Genomic DNA, 18,180 nt, shown 5'->3' on the forward strand with positions numbered 1-18,180 from the left:
GGGCGGGGCGTTTGACCGATTACTGGGAAGCGCGGGCCGGCCTGATCCTGAACCTTCGCCAGCTCGGTGTGACCGACCCGGACATCCTGCGCGCTTTCGAGACCGTTCCGCACGAAAAATTCGTGCCTGAGGATTTCGGCGACTACGCCTATCGCGAATCCTCGCTTCCCATCGCGTGCGGTCAGTCGATCACGGCGCCCGGTCTTCTGGCGCAATTGCTGGTGCCGCTTGCGCCACAGGGCACCAACAAGGTGCTGGAGGTGGGGACGGGCTCGGGCTATTCGGCCGCGCTGCTGTCTCGGATGGCAAGGCGTGTATTCTCGATCGAAAAATACAGGACGCTGGCCAGCGGCGCGCAGGGGCGCTGGCAGGGGCTGGGCTATACCAACATTGTCGGGCTCAACGAGGATGGCCTTATGGGCCTCGAACAACAGGCGCCATTCGAGCGCATCCTTTTGACCGGGTCGGTGGGCGAGGTGCCCGAGGAGCTTGTCGAGCAGCTTGCCGACGGGGGAATTGCGGTGATGGCGGTCGGCGCGCCGTCAGACAGGCAGGCGATTTTGCGGATCGAAAGGGCCGATGACAGTTTCATCGAGACCGAAACGGGCACGGTGCGGCTGGCGCCGCTGAGCCCCGGCCGCGCGCGCGGCGCATAACTTTGCGTAATGGTAGCGTCTTTAAGCTCGTCTTTACCTTAACAAGTCTACTCTAATTTCCATTGAGTAGACGAGTTGACAGGCACTTCCCATGACCTTGAGCGTAACGGGTTCCAATCTGCGCAGCGCCGGCTCTGCACTTGCGATGAGTGTTGCCGCCCTCGTGTTGGCAGGGTGTTCCTCGATGGGTTCATTCGGAGGCGATTCCACGGTGACGGGATCAACCTCGCGGATGGGTGGCGCCGCAGTGGGCCAGGCAATGCCAGCGTATCTGCCCCCAGCCAATATCGGTGGCGGGGCAACGGCAGTTGCCAATACCGGACCGGTCCTGATCGACCGGACGACCGCTTCGCCGGTCGGTACGCAGTCGGCCGTCGTCTCCCAGGATCTTCCCGCTTTGCAGCCGTCTTCAGTAACGAGTACCCAAGCCATGCCTGCACAAACCGCCGCAGTATCCTCTCCTTCGCCAAATTCTTCCCAGCCCACCGCATCGAGCGCTCCGCAGCTCGGCGTGGTGCAGGGTGATACCTACAAGCACACAATCGCTTCGGGTGAATCGCTCTATACGATCGCCCGCCGCTACGATGTGAGCGCAACCGACGTGATCGCCGCCAACAACATCACCTCGCCAGACAAGATTGTCGTCGGGCAGAGCCTGATCATTCCGGGGCGTCCCGATCTTCTGGCCCAGCGCGGGCAGACCCAGCAGGTCGCCGCGGTTTCGGGATCGCAAACCCTGACATCGCCGAACGGGGCGACCGCTGCCAATACGCAGACGGCAACGCCGGCGCCCGCCGCGGCCCCTGAGCCGGTGGAGCGGCCCGACGAAACTCAGCCAACCCAAGTGGCCGCAGCGCCAACGCAGCAGCCTACACCGGCCGCGACCGGTTCGGTGACCAGCGACAAGTTCCGCTGGCCGCTGTCGGGGCGGGTCATTACAGATTTCGCCGCTTCGCGCGGCACCGGCATCAATATCGAAGCGCCGGAAGGCACCTCGGTGCGCGCCGCCGAAAATGGCGAAGTCATCTATGTTGGCAACGCCGTCGAGGGCTATGGCAATCTGGTGCTGGTCAAGCACGCCAATGGCTTTGTGTCGGCTTATGCGCACCTCAACACGATCGGGGTTGTCAAAGGCGATGCCATATCGCGCGGCGATGCCATCGGCACAGTGGGCATGACCGGATCGGTCAGCCGCCCTCAGCTTCACTTCGAGCTGCGCAAGGGCGCGACGCCGGTCGATCCGATGCCGCTTCTGGCCGGCTAGACGGCTTTACAAATACTGGTAGGCAATGCTCCTTGTTGGGGCCGGTCCAGGAGGGCCGGCCCTTTCGTTTGTTAGCCGATCGACTTGCCTTTGATACCAGCGAGGTGGCGGACGAACTGGATGGCGACGCGGCCGGAACGGGATCCGCGAGTCGCCGACCACTCGATGGCCAAAGCGCGCAGTTCGTCCTCGCCGACCTCTATGCCGTAGTGAGCGACATAGTTACGCACCATGGCGAGATAGGTATCCTGATCGCAATTGTGAAAGCCCAGCCAGAGGCCGAAACGGTCCGAAAGCGAGACCTTTTCCTCGACCGCTTCGCTGGGATTGATGGCCGTCGAGCGCTCGTTTTCGATCATGTCGCGCGGCATCAGGTGGCGGCGGTTCGAGGTTGCGTAGAACAGGGTGTTGGCAGGGCGTCCTTCGAGCCCGCCGTCGAGTACGGATTTGAGGGCCTTGTAGCTGGACTCGTCGCGATCGAAACTGAGGTCGTCGCAATAGATGATGAAGCGCTCGGGCCGGTCCACAAGGAAGCGCAGAAGCACGGGCAGGGTGGCGATGTCCTCGCGGGCGATCTCGATGAGGATGAGGCGGGAAAGCCCCGGTTCTCCGGAGGTTTCGATGTGACCGTGAATCGCCTTGACCATCGAGGACTTGCCCATGCCGCGGGCGCCCCAGAGCAGGGCATTGTTGGCGCCGTGGCCGCGGGCGAAGGCGAGGGTGTTGTCCAAAAGGATGTCGCGCAGATGGGTCACACCCTCGAGCAGGTTGAGCGGGATGCGGTTGACGCTGCGCACCGGGCGCAGGATGTGGTCGGCGCCGTCCCAGAGATAGGCGTTTATTCCGTCCTCGATCCGTGCGGTCGCTTCGGCGTTTCCGGCCATGGTGTCGAGCGTGCGCGCGATCTTTTCGAGCGACGCGGAAATGGCCGAAAGCTTGTCTGTATTTTCCACTGGAGAATAGTCCCTGAATGTGCCCGATAGGCTTTGCCTTTCGCCGGGCCCGCTAGTATAGTCCGCGCGATTTTTTGGGAGCAAAATACCTGCCCAAAACCGCAAGCGTCCCTATATGGGACAATCAGTCCTGCTTTGACAAGCAGACCGCTACGGAGTGCCTTAATGTTCGTTACGCCAGCCTTTGCCCAGGGTGCAGCAGCACCCTCCGGGATGGACTTTATTTCCAGCTTTATTCCCATCATCCTGCTTATCGCCATTTTCTGGTTCCTTATCTTCCGCCCGCAGCAGAAGCGGATGAAGACCCATCAGGCCATGCTGGCGGCCGTGAAGCGGGGCGATACCATCGTCACCAATGGTGGTGTCGTGGGCAAGGTGACCAAGGCCGTCGACGGCGAAGACCTGGAAGTGGAAATCGCAACCGGGGTCAAGATCAAGGTCGTTCGGACCATGATTTCGGACGTGCGGACCAAATCCGAGCCGGTCAACGACAACAAATAGTCGATTGATTTATCCGCCGGGCCAGCGCCTTGCGAACGCGAACCGATAGCGCCGGCGTGCCTAGAGCGCCGGCGCTATGGATCATTAAAAAACAAAGGTTTCCCATGAAGTTCCCGCCGTTCCGGACCATTGCCGTTCTTCTGGTGACGCTGCTCAGCGTCCTGGCGGTCTTGCCGAATTTCCTCAGTGAGCAGACCAAGGCCGGTTTGCCGGACTGGCTGCCGAACCAGGAAATCGTGCTCGGTCTCGATCTGCAGGGCGGGTCGCACCTTCTGTTGCAGGTCAACCGCGACGATATCGTCGAGGGTCGGATCAGCGACATCCGGCGCGATGCACGCGCCACTCTGATCGAGGCGGGTATCGGGAGCCTGATTACCACCGACGGCGCGACGCTCAATGTCGAATTGACCGATCCGAGCCAGCTCGACGCGGCGCAGGCAGCGCTCGAGCCGCTCGCGCAGCCGGCAGAGGGTGGGATTTTCGGCGGCGGCACGGCGGCGCCCGAGATCGATATTGCCACATCGGGCGGCCGTATCCTGATTACGCTGACCGAGGACGCCATTTCGAGCCGCATGTCCTCGCTTGTGGCGCAGTCGCTCGAGGTTATCCGCAGCCGTATCGACGAGGTGGGAACGACCGAGCCGATCATCCAGCGCCAGGGCGAAGACCGGATCCTGGTGCAGGTGCCCGGTTTCGGCGATTCCGAGAGGCTCAAGGACCTGATCAGCCAGACGGCGCGTTTGACGTTCCATCTGGTCTATCCCTCGATGAGCGCGGCTCAGGCGCAGGCCCAGGGCCTGCCGGCGGGGACGATGATCGTGCCCAGCACCGACGGGTTCGACGAATTGCTTTATGAGGACGTGGCCATTGGTGGCGAGGAACTCGTGGATGCACAGCCCTCGTTCGACCAGAACAGCCAGCCGGTCGTCTCTTTCCGCTTCAACACCCAGGGCGCGATCACGTTCGGCGAAATCACATCGGAGAATGTCGGGCGCCGGTTTGCCATCGTGCTCGACGGCCAGGTGATCACCGCGCCGACCATCCAGCAGTCCATCACCGGCGGCACAGGCCAGATCTCAGGCAATTTCACATCCGAGTCGGCGAGCGATCTGGCGGTACTGCTGCGCGCGGGCGCGCTTCCGGCGACGCTCGATATTGTCGAGGAACGCACGGTGGGTCCGAGCCTTGGCGCGGACTCGATCAATGCGGGGGTGACCGCGGGGCTGATCGGTACGGCGGGCGTGGTGCTGTTCATGCTGGCGGCCTACGGGCTGTTCGGGGTGTTTGCCAATATCGCGCTGGTGCTCAATATCGGCATGATCCTGGCGGCACTTTCAACGCTGGGGGCGACGCTGACGCTTCCGGGCATCGCCGGTATCGTTTTGACTGTCGGTATGGCCGTTGATTCCAACGTGCTGATTTTCGAGCGCATACGCGAGGAACTGGGGGCAGGGCGATCTCCGTTCCAGGCCATCGATTCAGGGTTCAAGCGGGCGATGACCACCATCATCGACGCCAACGTCACGACGCTTATTGCGGCCGTTGTACTGTTCTTCCTCGGCTCGGGGCCGGTTCAGGGCTTTGCCGTGACGCTGGCGATCGGCGTTCTGACCACGATGTTCACCGCTTATCTGGTGACCCAGCTTTTGGTGACGACCTGGTTCCAGAACCGGCGTCCCAAGACGCTCAAGGTCAACATACTGGAGCGCTTTCTGCCGCTTGAGCCCAAGCTGCCTTTCATGAGCTGGCGCAAGTTCGGCTTTGCCTTCACGCTGGTGCTGCTGGTCAGCACCGTTGCGCTGGAAGCCTCGCGCGGGCTCAATCTGGGCATCGATTTTACCGGCGGTAGCGCCATCGAATTGCAGGCCAATGACGGAGACGCCGATATCGGCGATCTGCGCACCCGGCTGGGCGATCTCGGGATCGGGGAAGTGCAGGTTCAGGAATTCGGCTCGCCCTCGGACGTTCTTGTGCGCATCGGTACGCAGGACGGCGACGAGACCGCCCAGCAAGCGGCCGTGCAGCAAGTGACCGATGCTGTTGCCGAGGACTACGAGGTGCGGCGCACCGAGGCGGTGAGCGGCACGGTATCGTCGGAACTGGCGTTCAACGGTATCGTGGGCATACTGGTGGCGATGTTGGGCATCGTGATCTATGTCTGGCTGCGATTCGAGTGGCAGTTCAGCGTCGGCGCCATTATGGCGCTGGTTCACGACGTGGTGCTCACCGTGGGGTTGTTCGCCCTGCTCCAACTCGAGTTCAATCTTTCGAGTATCGCGGCCGTGCTGACAGTGATCGGTTACTCGCTCAACGATACTGTGGTGATCTATGACCGGATTCGCGAGAATCTGGCCAAGTACAAGCGGATCAGCCTGTCGGAAATCATCAACATGTCGCTGAACCAGACGCTGACGCGGACCATCCTGACCGGTGGCACGACGGCGCTGGCGCTGATCGCGCTGGTGATCTTTGGCGGCGAAGTGATCCGCAGCTTCACCCTGGCCATGGCCTGGGGCGTGTTTGTGGGCACTTATTCATCGGTGTTCGTTTCGGCGCCAATCCTGCTCTATCTGGGCGTCAAGACGCGTGCCGAGACCGAAGTGAGCGACAAGCCCAAGCCTGAGCGCCGCGCCGACGGCGCTGCGGTTTAGCGCCCGTGGCCTGGGAAGCAGGTCAGGGACACTATCCCTATCAGGCGACGATCGACGCCTATGGCGATGGCGGGTTCCGTTTCGCAGAGATGTCGCATCGGGGCTCGCTGATCTGCCTGCCTTCGGGAATGTACGCCTGGGACGTCGACGCCGCCGGGGACGTGACGCTCGCCTCCCTTACGCGGGTCATCGAGAATGCCGACAACATCGACGTTCTGCTGATCGGCATGGGTCCCGATATTGCCGCGATCGCACCTGAAATCCGTTCGGCATTGCGCGAGAAGGGTGTGATTGTCGAGGCGGTTTCGACCGGCAGCGCCATTCGGACCTATAATGTGCTGTTGGCCGAGAATCGGGCAGTTGGCGCGGCGCTGATCAGCGTCGAAAAGGCGCGCTAGATGAGCGACAGTTTTGCGCTTGCGGCGGATCAATTGCGCGAACTCGATCGGGATCGTTACGCCGCCAGCCTTGTCATTCCGAGCGAGCACCGCGCGGCGATGCAATCGATTTTCGCCTTTTCCGCCGAGGTCGCAGCGATCCGTGAGCGGGTTTCAGAGCCGACGCCGGGTGAGATCCGGCTGCAATGGTGGGTCGATGCCGTCGAGGGGGAAGGGCACGGCGCCATTGCCAGCAATCCGGTGGCGGACGCGTTGTTCAGAACGCTTGAGCGCCATGAATTGCCCGGCGGTCCGCTGCTGCGGCTGCTGGCGGCGCGGCGATTCGATCTCTATCACGATCCCATGCCCGATATCGGCCAGTTCGAAGGCTATGCTGGCGAGACGGTTTCGGTGCTCTACCAATATGCCGCGATGATTCTTGCGGGCGGACCGGTGGACGAGGCCGCTGACGCTGCCGGGCATCTGGGGGTGGCGCAGGCGCTTGCCGGCCACGTTCGGGCCTTTGGCTACAATGCGTCACGCCAGCAGCTTTTCCTGCCCTTGGCGCTGTTTGCGGCGCACGGCGTGCGCGAGGCCGACATTTATGCCGGCAAGGACAGCGACGGGGTTCGGGCGGCGTTGGCACAGGCGGGCGACCTGGCGCAGACGCATGCCGAAAAGGCGGCTTTTGCCATTGCCGGCCTGGATGCGGGCATAAAACCGGCGTTTGCCAGCCTGGCACTGGTCAGGGCCGATATTCGCGCACTGGCCCGGCAAATCGAGCAGCCCTTCACGGCACTGCCGGCGCCGTCGGCGTTCAGTCGCCTCTGGTCCGTCATATGGTGGCAGTTGCGAAACGGCCGCTGAAGATTAGAGCCAGCTTCCCAGATCTTCGAGGGCGCGAGTGGTGAACGCCTTTTTCTTGGCTTTTGCCTTGTCGGGTCCGCGCCAGCGGCCCTTCAGACCCTCGGGCTTTTTGATTTCCACTGGGGGAAACAGGCCGAAATTGACGTTCATGGGCTGAAAGCTGCGGGCGCCGGAATAGGATTCGGCTTCAAGATGACCGCCGGTGATGTGACCGATCAGGGCGCCGAAGGCGGTTGTGATCGGCGGCAGGGCAGGGGTTTCGCCCTTGGCTTCGGCGGCGGAGAGGCGGCCGCAGATCAGGCCCATGGCGGCGCTTTCGACATAGCCTTCGACGCCGGTGACCTGGCCGGCGAACCGGAGGCGCGGATCGGCCTTGAGCTTGAGGTCTGGCCCCAACACCTTGGGGGAATTGAGGAATGTGTTGCGATGCAAGCCGCCGAGCCGCGCAAACTGGGCGTTTTCGAGCCCGGGGATCATGCGGAAGATTTCGGTCTGGACGCCATAGCGCATCTTGGTCTGGAAACCGACCATGTTCCAGAGCGTGCCAAGCGCGTTGTCCTGGCGAAGCTGGATCACGGCATAGGGCTTGGTTTCCGGATCGCGCGGGTTGGTGAGCCCTACCGGCTTCATGGGACCGAAGCGCAGGGTTTCGCGGCCGCGTTCGGCCATGACCTCGATGGGCAGGCAGCCATCGAAATAGGGGACGATCTCCCAGTCCTTGAATTCGTGAAGCGGCGCGGCCAGAAGCGCGTCGATGAAGGCATTGTATTGCTCTTGGGTCATTGGGCAGTTGAGATAGTCGGCGCCGGTGCCGGCAGGGCCGGGTTTGTCGTAGCGCGACTGGGCCCAGACGACATCGAGATCGATGCTGTCATAATGGATGATGGGGGCGATGGCATCGAAAAAGGCCAGCGAATCCTCGCCGGTCAACTCCTGGATGGCCGCGGCGAGAGCGGGCGAGGTCAGCGGGCCGGTGGCGACGATGACATTGTCCCATTCGGCGGGAGGCAGGCCGGCGATCTCCTCGCGTGCGATGGTGATGCGGGGGTGGGCCTCGAGCGCTTCGGACACCATTTGTGAAAAGCCGTCGCGATCGACGGCCAGCGCGCCGCCGGCGGGCAGGGCGCTTTTGTCAGCACAGGCCATGATGAGCGAATTGGCGCGGCGCATTTCCTCGTGCAGCAGGCCAACGGCGTTATGTTCATGATCGTCGGAGCGGAAACTGTTCGAGCACACCAGCTCGGCAAAGCCATCTGTGTGGTGCGCGTCGGTGGGTTTGACCGGGCGCATTTCGTGGAGCACCACGTCGACGCCCGCCTGGGCTGCCTGCCAGGCCGCCTCGGACCCTGCAAGACCGCCACCGATCACATGAATTTTCGCCATGACACCATCCGTTTATGAAGTTGGGAAGGCTATAGACGAAAAGCGCGCGGCAATCCAAGACTGCCGCGCGCTGCGTTTGGTCACAGGTGTTTGAGTCAGGCGGCGCGGCGCTCGTGCCGGCCCTCATTGATCTCCTCGGCGATCTTTTCGCAGAAGGCGTCGAGGTCGCCGGGATTGCGGCTGGTGACGAGGCCCTGATCGGTGACGACGGGGCTGTCTTCCCATTGCGCGCCGGCGTTGATGACGTCGGTCTTGACCGAAGGGTAGGACGTCATCTTGCGGCCCTTTGCGATGCCCGTTTCGACAAGCAGCCAAGGGGCGTGGCAGATGGCGGCGACGACTTTCTTGTCGGCCCAGAATTTGGTGATGAAATCGAGGGCCTTTTGTTCAACCCGCAGCAGGTCGGGGTTGATCTGGCCACCGGGGAGGACGATGGCGTCGTAATCATCGGCCGAGACGCTCTCGAGCGTCTTGTCGACGTCGACGGCGCGGCCCCAGTCATCCTTGTCCCAACCCTTGATCTGGCCGGGTTCGAGCGAGATGACATGAACCGTTGCGCCGGCCTCGCGCAGCTTGTCACGCGGAACTTCGAGTTCGGACTGTTCGAAACCGTTGGTGGCAAGAACTGCTATGGATTTGCCTTGCAGGTTTTGCATGACTTTCCCTTTCTTTTTTGGAGAAAGGGAGAACGGGCAAGTGCCGCGCGATGTTCCTGAAGGCTAACCCGGGGCAAAAGAAAAAGGGCGCTCCATTCAAGAGCGCCCTTCAGACTGTCTGATCATTGCGGCCAGTGCGGTTAGAGCGCACTGGCATGGTCGCGAGCAATGCGCTGGATGTCCGAGCGTGCGATGCCGAGATCGCCCAGTTCGCGATTGCCGAGAGCGTTGAGTTCACGAACCGTCTGCTGGTAGGCCGACCAACGCTTGAAAGTCTTGCGAATGTCCATTTTGTATCTCCTTTCGTCTTACGCCCTTTAGCTAGTGAGAATCGGCGCCCATGTGCAGAGGGTAATTGTTCATTGCCGCCTTGCATGTTCTGCATGACTATTGGGCGGGCGATTCAGCCTTGCTTAACAAATGAGCTTTTTATGACGGATCTGATACTTTGGGGACGGGCGAGCTCGGCCAATCTGCAAAAGGCGCGCTGGGCGCTTGAGGAGACGGGGGCCTCGTTCGAATTGCGGGAAGTGGGTGGCCGATTCGGGGGGCTGGATACGCCGGAATTCGGCGCCCTGAACCCCAACAGGCTGGTGCCGGTGCTTCAGCATGGTGAATTGACGGTCTGGGAGAGCCATGCCGTGGTGCGTTATGTCGCGGCGGCGTTTGGCGGCACGGAACTGTGGCCCGAGGCGCCGAAGGATCGGGCGGCAATCGATCAGTGGACGGACTGGACGGCGACGACCTTTCAGCCTGCGTGGATACGCCTGTTCTGGCTTCTGGTGCGCACGGCACCTGAAAAGCATGACAGGTCGGCGATCGCGGCGGCCCTCGAGGAGACGGTAGCGGCGTTGCGGATGATGGACAGGCAGTTGGACAAGACCGACCATCTGGCCAGCGATGGGTTCAGCTACGCCGATATCGTTGCGGGGGTTTCGCTTTATCGCCTGACGACCATGGAGATCGAGCTGCCTTCATTGCCGGGAATCGAGGCCTGGCATGGCCGGCTCAAACAGCGGGCGGCCTTCGACAAGACAGTCTGCATTTCCTATGAGGAATTGCGGGCGCGCGCGGTGCCGTGAGTCAAAAAAGGCATCCCGGTCAAGGATGCCTTTTTCGTGTTCGGACGTTGGAGGTCGTCTGAAGCTTAAAGCTGGCTGGCATGATCGCGCGCGATGCGTTCGATATCGCCGCGGGTGATGCCGAGGTCGGTGAGCTCACGGTTGCCAAGCGAATTCAGTTCGCGAACCGTCTGCTGGTAGGCCGACCACTTTTGAAAAGTCTTACGAATACCCATGTGATGTTCCTTTCGTTTCGATGACCAGGATATAGCCCCTTAAAGACGACCTTTGCACTAGGGATTTGGTCATTTCGGGCATGCGGTTTTCGCATGGCTGGGCGAAGGGACAAATGGAGAGCGGCGCTCCGGGGTAACGGAGCGCCGCTCGTTGTCTTGCCGGACTATTCCTGGCGGTCGAAAAGGCCCTTGGTCATCTTGGTGAAATCCCGAACCGGGATTTCCAGATCGTCGCAGCCACGCCGGGGAACGGGGGCTATTCGGCGCAGACTTCGCGGGTCTGCGCCAGGGAATTTCGATTGTCTCCAGGCGATACGGACGAACATGGACTCCTCCATGCGGGTTGCTTGCACCCCACAAGGATAGGCCCGAATCACGACAGTGCGTTATCGGGCCACGCGCACGCCGCCCCTGCATGGGGCGCATGGCATCGGGTCTTCTGTGCGGCCCGATCCGCGGCAGTCTATTGCGCCGCGGTCATGCGCAAAGGCCGGCGCTCCATGATTTCCTTGAGGAAGTGGCCGGTATGGGAGCGGGGGCTCTCGGCAACCTGCTCGGGGGTGCCGACGGCGACGATCTCGCCGCCGCCATCGCCGCCCTCGGGGCCAAGATCGATGATCCAGTCGGCGGTTTTGATCACTTCGAGATTGTGCTCGATGACGATGACCGTGTTTCCGGTATCGACAAGCTGCTGGAGCACATCGAGCAGTTTGGCAACGTCGTGGAAATGCAGGCCGGTGGTGGGCTCGTCGAGCACGTAGAGCGTGCGGCCGGTGGCGCGTTTGGACAACTCCTTGGCCAGCTTGACGCGTTGCGCCTCGCCACCCGAAAGCGTGGTCGCCTGCTGGCCGATCTTGACGTAGCCCAGCCCGACCCGCTGGAGGGTGACGAGCTTGTCGCGAATGACGGGCACCGCGGAAAAGAACTCGGCACCTTCATCGACCGTCATATCGAGAACGTCGGAAATCGACTTGCCCTTGAACTGGACTTCGAGGGTTTCGCGATTGTAGCGATGACCCTTGCAGACATCGCAGGTGACATAGACGTCGGGCAGGAAGTGCATCTCGATCTTGATGACGCCATCGCCCTGGCAAGCCTCGCAGCGCCCGCCCTTGACGTTGAACGAGAAACGCCCCGGGCCATACCCGCGCGCCTTGGATTCGGGCATGTTGGCGAACCACTCGCGAATGTGGGTGAAGGCACCGGTATATGTGGCGGGATTGGAGCGCGGGGTGCGCCCGATTGGGCTCTGGTCGATGTCGATGACCTTGTCGAGCAGTTCGAGCCCGGTAAGGCTTTCGTGCGGGGCCGGATGCACGCGCGCGCCGTTGAGGCGGCGGGCGATGGCCTGATAGAGCGTATCGACGGTCAGCGTGGACTTGCCGCCGCCCGAGACGCCGGTGATGGCCACGAACATGCCGAGCGGGATATCGACCGAGACATTCTTGAGATTGTTGCCGGTTGCACCCTTGAGCGAAAGCTGGCGGCCCTTTTTGGCCTTGCGGCGCTCGGCGGGAACCGGGATGCCCATGCGGCCAGAGAGATATTGCCCGGTCAGGCTGTCGGGATGCGAGAGGATGTCGTCGGGCGTGCCCTGGGCGATGATGTGGCCCCCATGAACACCGGCGCCCGGTCCGATATCGAGGACGTGATCGGCGGTGAGAATGGCGTCTTCATCGTGTTCGACGACGATGACCGTGTTGCCCAGATCGCGCAGGCGGCGCAGGGTTTCGAGCAGGCGGGCATTGTCGCGCTGATGCAGGCCGATCGAGGGTTCGTCGAGCACGTAAAGCACGCCTGTCAGCCCCGAGCCGATCTGGCTGGCAAGGCGGATACGCTGGCTTTCGCCACCCGAAAGCGAGCCCGAATTGCGCGAAAGCGTGAGGTATTGCAGACCGACATCGTTGAGGAAGGCCAGCCGGTCGCGGATTTCCTTGAGGATACGCTCGCCGATTGCCGACTGGGTCTGGTTGAGATGGGCAGGCAGATCGGCAAACCATTCGGCGGCGCCCTTGATGGACAACTCGGACACCTGGCCGATGTGGGATCCATGAATCTTGACCGCCAGAGCCTCGGGCTTCAGGCGATAGCCGTTACAGGCCGGGCAAGGGGCGGCGGACATATAGCGCTCGATATCTTCGCGGGCAGCAGAGGATTCGGTTTCGCGATAGCGGCGCTCGAGATTGCCGATGACGCCCTCGAAGGGTTTCTGGGTCGAATATTTGCGCAATCCGTCGTCATAGATGAATTCGATCTTGGTCTTGTCGGTGCCGAACAGGACCGCGTGCTGGACCTCGAAGGGCAAATCCTGCCATGCGGTGCCGGTCGATGCCTTGAAGTGGCGGGTGACGGCCTGCAGGGTCTGCAGATAATAGGGCGAAGAGGTTTTCGACCAGGGCTGGACAGCACCGTCCCGCAGCGACAGCGAGCCATCGGGAACCACGAGATCGGGATCGATCTTGGCCTCGGTGCCGAGCCCTGAACAGACCGGACAGGCGCCGAAGGGGTTGTTGAACGAGAACAGACGCGGCTCGATTTCCGCAATGGTAAAGCCGGACACCGGGCAGGCGAATTTTTCCGAGAAGGTCAGGCGTTTGGGGGTGCCATCGTCCTCGGTCTGGTCCGCGTATTCGGTCAGCGCGATGCCATCGGCCAGACGCAGCGCGGTTTCGAAACTTTCCGCCAGCCGGCCGGCGATATCGCCATTGACGACGACCCGGTCGACCACGACCTCGATATCGTGCTTGAGCTTCTTGTCGAGGGCGGGCGCCTCCTCGATCTCGTAGAACGCGCCGTCGATCTTGACGCGCTGAAAGCCCTTTTTCATCAGTTCGGCGAGTTCCTTACGGTACTCACCCTTGCGGCCGCGCACGATGGGGGCCAGCAGATAAAGGCGGGTGCCTTCCTCGAGCGCCATAACCTTGTCGACCATCTGGGAAACGGTCTGGCTCTCGATGGGGAGCCCGGTTGCCGGGGAATAGGGGATGCCGACGCGGGCGAACAGCAGGCGGAGATAATCGTAGATCTCGGTGACCGTCCCCACAGTCGAGCGTGGATTGCGCGACGTGGTTTTCTGCTCGATGGAAATGGCCGGTGAAAGGCCCTCGATGCTTTCCACATCGGGCTTTTGCATCATTTCAAGGAACTGACGCGCATAGGCCGAAAGGCTTTCGACGTAGCGGCGCTGGCCCTCGGCATAGATGGTATCGAAGGCGAGCGAGGATTTGCCCGAGCCCGAAAGCCCGGTCATCACGATCAGCTTGTCGCGGGGCAGGCGAACGTCGATATTTTTGAGGTTATGCTCCTTGGCGCCCCGGATGACGATGTCGCGGTTGGGATTGGAAATGTCATTCATGGGCGATTATCCAAGGATAGCGGGCCGGGCGGGCGGCAACAAAAGTCTTAACGGGCGCGGGAGGCGTCCGGTTCACTTAAGCACAACTCCGCCCGCCTGCAAGGCCAGCTTATGCACAGCAGCTTTGCCAAGGAACATAATAGGAACAAATTAGATTCCGTCAAGCTTGACATTTCGCATTTATTCAGAACAAAATCAGAACAAACGAGTTGTGCATAGAACTTGCGGGCGCTGAACTTTTGCCGCCGATGGCTATATAGTGCGCTCAACGTGACTGGCCGGACCCTGGTCCGGCGGACAAGAGACAGGAAGGCGAATATGTCGGGAAGCGTGAACAAAGTTATTCTGGTGGGCAATCTGGGTGCCGACCCTGAAGTGCGGTCGCTGCCCAATGGCAACCCCGTGGTCAATCTGCGCATCGCGACGTCCGAGCGCTGGCGCGACCGCAATTCCGGCGAGCCACGCGAAAAGACCGAATGGCATCGCGTGGTGATCTTCAGCGAGGGATTGGCCAAGGTGGCCCAGAACTACCTCAAGAAGGGCGCCAAGGTTTATATCGAGGGCCAGCTCCAGACCCGGAAATGGGAAAAGGACGGCCAGGACCAGTACACGACCGAGATCGTGTTGCAGGGGTTCAATTCGACGCTGACCATGCTCGACGGGCGCGGTGAAGGTGGCGGCGACCGCGATAGCGGCGGCTATGGCGGCGGCAGCCGACAGGTCGAAAATCGCGGGCGGCCGTCCAGCGCTCCAGCCTTCGAGCCGGGGGGCATGGACGACGATATCCCGTTCTGAACGAACAAGGGCGCTGCGAGGCGCCCTTATCATATGCGGCAAAAGGGGTGCTTGCCGCTATTGGCTGAAGGGCACCTGGGCCGTGGTGATGCCGCCGGTCGAGAGATCGGTGATCTGGAGATCCATGCCGATCCGGGCGCCCTGAAGGGCCATTGCGGCCTCGATCTGGTATTCCTTGCCTTCGGCGTTGCGGTTTATGAGTTCGAAATTGACGTCGTCCCCGCTGCGGCGGCCAATGGCCAGGCTCTGGAAACCGGCAACCGAAGACATTGCGGCCTCATACTGGCTGGCCTGCTCGTTCCAGATCATCGTGCCGGCCACCGCGATGGTTCGACCCGCCAGCGTGCATCGGCCATCGAATGTGATGCGCGCCGCGCCGGTATCTTCAACGCTCATTCGGCAAACGACGGTTTCCTCCTTGCCGGTGGATGCCAATACGGCAGAGCCCCGACCGCGCCATTCTCCGACATAGCTCTTGAGCAATTCTATATCCTCGGGCGCCGCCAAGGCGGGTCCGGCAAGCGGCAGGCTCGCAAGGGCGATGGCGCAACCCGCAAGGGTGGATCTAAGCACGGATCTCATTTTTTCTTTCACTCCATCTGGCAAACATCATTCCGCCACCGATCAGCAGCGCGGGCAACACGATCAGATCGCCGATCAGCGCCGCAAGCAGCGTGATGATGGTCAAAAGGCCGAACAGGGCGACCTGGGGGAGAACCGAAACCGTGACCACGGCACATCCGGCGATCAGGATGAGCGTGGTTGCGATCAGGGCCGGGCCTACCCTGTCGAGGGTCGTATCGACCGCATGGGCAATGCTTTCTCCGCGTTCACGCGCCCGGGCGTAATGGGCAAGGAAGTGGATTGTGTCATCGACAGCGATACCAAAGGCAATCGTTAAGGAAATGACAGTCGTGAGCTGCAGGTGAATGCCCGATAAATAGAGGAACAATTCGGTCAAAAGGACCGGCAGGCTATTTGGAATCACCGCCACGAGCGCCATTTTCCAGGACCGAAAGGCGATGCCGATCAAAACGACAGACAAGAAAACCGCGAGCACGAGACTGATCTGCAACGTCGCGATCATATCGAGGCTGGCATAGGCGGTGAGCACGCGAAAGCCCGAGATTTCGGCACCTTCGATGCCGGCGGCGGCCAGTTCGGCGCGCATGGATTCGATAAGGGCCACCGTCTGCTGCGCGTTTTCCGATGTCGGAGAAAAGGCGGTTACCAGGGCCTGCATGCCGTCATCTGTTACAAAGCGTTGGCGCAGGAACGGGCCGACGGCCTCGAAAATGCGCTCGCGGGAAAATCCCAGGTCGGAATAGTGCCGGAAGCTGGCGGCCGAGATGGCCTTGCCGGCACCGAAATTGTTTTCGGCGATCTGGTGAACCTTTTCGACGGTGGCAAAATCGCCGTCGGTCATTTCGGTCAACCCGCCCTGGAGCGGTATGCGGATATAAACGGGCGCCACGCCGCCGACGCCAGCATCTATCCGCTCGCTGGTGGCGATGGCATCGCTGCCGCGGGGCAGGAAATCCTGGAAGCGGAACCGCGCTTCGAGCAGGAAATGGGGTATGAGCAACAAGCCCACGACAATGATTGCGGCAATCGCTGCCGGGCGCGGGGCGGCGCGGGCCAGGCGGCGAACAAAGGGTATGGGCGCGGTAAGAGCGGCGGCCGGTGCCTTGCGCATCTTAAAGCCCAGACGCACGGCGAGCAGCAACGACAGCGGCAGGAAGGTCACGAGGGCCAGAAAGGCCAGCGCCATACCCATGGCACCGGAGATGGCGAATTCGCGCAAGCCCTGTCCAGGCGCGAGGTTGAGGCTGGCAAAGGCGATGATCGTCGTGATGGTGGTCAGGGCACAGGCCGGGCTGACCTTGCGCACGGTCTCGACCAGCGCCTGGCGCTGATCTACGCCGGAATTGCCGGTCCGCATCCAGTAGAGGCAGAAATACATGCTTTCGGCGAACGCAATGACGAGCACCAGAGCGGAGACGATGTTGGTGAGAAAGGTGAAGCTGCCAAACACCAGAATGGTCATGCCGGTGACCCAGAAGGCCGTGACCACGGGGGCGAACGTGGCGATCAGGGCTCCCCAGAAGGTGCGGAAACTCAAAAATGCCGTGAAAAAGCCGAGCGCTACCCCGGCAAACATGAACATGAGCTGGTCGAAGCGCGAGGCGTTGAGCACTTCCTGTTTCCAGATGGACGGACCGGTCAGCTCGATCCGGATGTCCTCGCTCTCATAGGCGGCGATCAACTCGCGCATGGACGCGATCATGGCTTCGTCGCCGCGCTCGATCGAGATCTCGGGGTCGGGGAACATGATCATGACCATCCCCGCATTGTCTGCGAGAATGAGGTTGCTCATCAGCGGATCGTTGGCACGCAGATCATCAAGAGCGGCGGCCACTTGCGCGCGGGTCTCCATGCCCTCGGGAACGGCGGGCACCGAGGTGCCGCCTTCGGCCGGGCGCCGCAGGGAAAAGGGCGACATGGTGCCGGCGGCAAATTCGTTCAGTTCGAGTTCGAACCCCAGAAAGCGCAGGTCTTCGAGGGTTTCAGGGTCGGTCAGATTGTCCGATCGCACCAGAAGGTAGACGTCGTTTTCGAAGGTGCCGAAATTTTCGTTGAGCGCCATATAGCGGTCGTATTCGATGCCGGAGCCGCGATAGAGGCGCAAAAGATCGCCGTCGATGTTGAATTTGGTGAGCTGGAAGGTGCAAAGGGCCGTGAAGGCGAGGACCGCAATGGCCATGATGCGCGGGAACCGAAGGGTTAGCAGACCCAGTCGCTCAAGGCCAAATCCGATCGACACTTGGTTTCTCCTCCGGGCGAATCGCAGGGAAAAGGCGCGTTTGAATTGGTAAAGGCTTGAGCGGGCGGCGTCCACCGTGGAGGACTGACAGGCGCTAGCGGCGGAATCGGGCGGCGAGCAGGATATTGGTTTCGGTGAGGCTGATGCCTTCGATCAGCCTGATGGCGCCGAGGACGGAATCGAAATCGGGCAGCGAAGCGCTTTCGATTTCGGCGACGAGGTCCCAGCGCCCGTTGGTGCTGTAGAGTGCCCGCACCTGGGGCAGTCCCGAGAGGGCGCGGGCGACCTTTTCGGTTCCTCTGCCCTCAACCTCGATCATGGCTATGGCGCGGACGCGCTCGGCGTCGTCGGGTTCGCCGAGGCGAACGCCATAGCCCGAGATGGTGCCGTTGGCTTCCATGCGTTCCATACGGGTCCGGACTGTGGTGCGGGAAACGCCAAGGGTTGTGGCAAGGCTGGCGATGGGCAGGCGGGCATCGTCGCGCAGTAATGCCAGAATTTTGCGGTCCAATTGGTCGGTACTTGGCATTTCGCGCAATGGTCCTTGTCAGATCGGCCAATACTTGTGCCAGATTGCGCAGATTTGCAACTTTCCGTCTTC

17 protein-coding genes are annotated in these 18,180 nt (G+C 61.6%); 8 read left to right on the forward strand and 9 right to left on the reverse strand.

Translation table 11 applies throughout. From position 1 onward, the window contains the following. Positions 1-11 precede the first annotated feature (11 nt). Positions 12-656, forward strand: a complete 645-nt coding sequence (locus V6617_RS09615; RefSeq protein WP_338606769.1) for a protein-L-isoaspartate(D-aspartate) O-methyltransferase — start codon at positions 12-14, stop codon at positions 654-656. Positions 657-747: 91 nt separating this feature from the next. Beyond that, positions 748-1,920 carry a M23 family metallopeptidase gene (locus tag V6617_RS09620; protein ID WP_338606770.1) on the forward strand — a complete coding sequence of 391 codons (1,173 nt, stop codon included), beginning with the start codon at positions 748-750 and terminating at the stop codon, positions 1,918-1,920. Between the two features lie 71 nt (positions 1,921-1,991). On the opposite strand, the gene V6617_RS09625 is transcribed toward V6617_RS09620, so the two are convergent. Next, positions 1,992-2,873, reverse strand: coding sequence for an ATP-binding protein (locus V6617_RS09625; RefSeq protein ID WP_338606771.1), 882 nt, complete (start codon positions 2,871-2,873; stop codon positions 1,992-1,994). Between the two features lie 165 nt (positions 2,874-3,038). Here V6617_RS09625 and yajC point away from each other — a divergent pair, with 165 nt between their 5' ends. The 4 genes from yajC (at position 3,039) to V6617_RS09645 (ending at position 7,269) form a co-directional block, all read left to right on the forward strand. Further along, on the forward strand, positions 3,039-3,374 hold the full coding sequence (yajC, locus tag V6617_RS09630) for a preprotein translocase subunit YajC (RefSeq protein WP_338606772.1): 336 nt from the start codon (positions 3,039-3,041) through the stop codon (positions 3,372-3,374). A gap of 104 nt (positions 3,375-3,478) precedes the next feature. Beyond that, positions 3,479-6,025 carry a protein translocase subunit SecD gene (gene secD / locus V6617_RS09635; RefSeq protein WP_338606773.1) on the forward strand — a complete coding sequence of 849 codons (2,547 nt, stop codon included), beginning with the start codon at positions 3,479-3,481 and terminating at the stop codon, positions 6,023-6,025. 5 nt (positions 6,026-6,030) lie between these two features. Continuing rightward, positions 6,031-6,423, forward strand: a complete 393-nt coding sequence (locus V6617_RS09640; protein WP_338606774.1) for an Mth938-like domain-containing protein — start codon at positions 6,031-6,033, stop codon at positions 6,421-6,423. After that, a complete protein-coding gene (locus V6617_RS09645) occupies positions 6,424-7,269 on the forward strand; it encodes a phytoene/squalene synthase family protein (RefSeq protein ID WP_338606775.1) in 846 nt (281 codons plus the stop codon). 3 nt (positions 7,270-7,272) lie between these two features. Here the strand turns inward: V6617_RS09645 and trmFO are convergent, their stop codons facing one another. The 3 genes from trmFO to V6617_RS09660 all read right to left on the reverse strand — a co-directional run bounded on the left by trmFO (position 7,273) and on the right by V6617_RS09660 (position 9,598). After that, the gene (gene trmFO, locus V6617_RS09650; RefSeq protein ID WP_338606776.1) at positions 7,273-8,652 is read right to left on the reverse strand and encodes a methylenetetrahydrofolate--tRNA-(uracil(54)-C(5))-methyltransferase (FADH(2)-oxidizing) TrmFO; all 1,380 of its coding nucleotides are present in this window, start codon (positions 8,650-8,652) and stop codon (positions 7,273-7,275) included. Positions 8,653-8,747: 95 nt separating this feature from the next. Continuing rightward, on the reverse strand, positions 8,748-9,308 hold the full coding sequence (locus V6617_RS09655) for a type 1 glutamine amidotransferase domain-containing protein (RefSeq protein WP_338606777.1): 561 nt from the start codon (positions 9,306-9,308) through the stop codon (positions 8,748-8,750). Between the two features lie 140 nt (positions 9,309-9,448). Continuing rightward, positions 9,449-9,598: a DUF1127 domain-containing protein gene (locus V6617_RS09660; RefSeq protein WP_338606778.1), complete on the reverse strand. Its 150-nt coding sequence runs from the start codon at positions 9,596-9,598 to the stop codon at positions 9,449-9,451. 141 nt (positions 9,599-9,739) lie between these two features. Here V6617_RS09660 and V6617_RS09665 point away from each other — a divergent pair, with 141 nt between their 5' ends. Then, positions 9,740-10,390 carry a glutathione S-transferase family protein gene (locus V6617_RS09665; protein WP_338606779.1) on the forward strand — a complete coding sequence of 217 codons (651 nt, stop codon included), beginning with the start codon at positions 9,740-9,742 and terminating at the stop codon, positions 10,388-10,390. A gap of 65 nt (positions 10,391-10,455) precedes the next feature. On the opposite strand, the gene V6617_RS09670 is transcribed toward V6617_RS09665, so the two are convergent. Together V6617_RS09670 and uvrA are read right to left on the reverse strand one after the other, a co-directional pair. Further along, complete coding sequence (locus tag V6617_RS09670; RefSeq protein ID WP_338606780.1) at positions 10,456-10,605, reverse strand: DUF1127 domain-containing protein; 150 nt, start codon at positions 10,603-10,605, stop codon at positions 10,456-10,458. A gap of 463 nt (positions 10,606-11,068) precedes the next feature. Then, the gene (gene uvrA / locus V6617_RS09675; RefSeq protein WP_338606781.1) at positions 11,069-13,960 is read right to left on the reverse strand and encodes an excinuclease ABC subunit UvrA; all 2,892 of its coding nucleotides are present in this window, start codon (positions 13,958-13,960) and stop codon (positions 11,069-11,071) included. Between the two features lie 318 nt (positions 13,961-14,278). Between uvrA and ssb the strand changes: the two genes are divergently transcribed. Continuing rightward, positions 14,279-14,755 carry a single-stranded DNA-binding protein gene (gene ssb / locus V6617_RS09680; protein WP_090832385.1) on the forward strand — a complete coding sequence of 159 codons (477 nt, stop codon included), beginning with the start codon at positions 14,279-14,281 and terminating at the stop codon, positions 14,753-14,755. Between the two features lie 57 nt (positions 14,756-14,812). Here the strand turns inward: ssb and V6617_RS09685 are convergent, their stop codons facing one another. From V6617_RS09685 to V6617_RS09695, 3 genes are all read right to left on the reverse strand, one after another. Further along, positions 14,813-15,337: a hypothetical protein gene (locus V6617_RS09685; RefSeq protein ID WP_338606782.1), complete on the reverse strand. Its 525-nt coding sequence runs from the start codon at positions 15,335-15,337 to the stop codon at positions 14,813-14,815. Then, positions 15,321-17,579 carry an efflux RND transporter permease subunit gene (locus V6617_RS09690; protein WP_338606783.1) on the reverse strand — a complete coding sequence of 753 codons (2,259 nt, stop codon included), beginning with the start codon at positions 17,577-17,579 and terminating at the stop codon, positions 15,321-15,323. Before V6617_RS09690 ends, V6617_RS09685 begins: the two co-directional genes overlap by 17 nt. 94 nt (positions 17,580-17,673) lie before the next feature. Further along, on the reverse strand, positions 17,674-18,108 hold the full coding sequence (locus tag V6617_RS09695; protein WP_338606784.1) for an Lrp/AsnC family transcriptional regulator: 435 nt from the start codon (positions 18,106-18,108) through the stop codon (positions 17,674-17,676). Positions 18,109-18,180 lie beyond the last annotated feature (72 nt).

This window comes from Pelagibacterium nitratireducens (genome assembly GCF_037044555.1).
Taxonomy (GTDB): Bacteria; Pseudomonadota; Alphaproteobacteria; order Rhizobiales; family Devosiaceae; genus Pelagibacterium; species Pelagibacterium nitratireducens.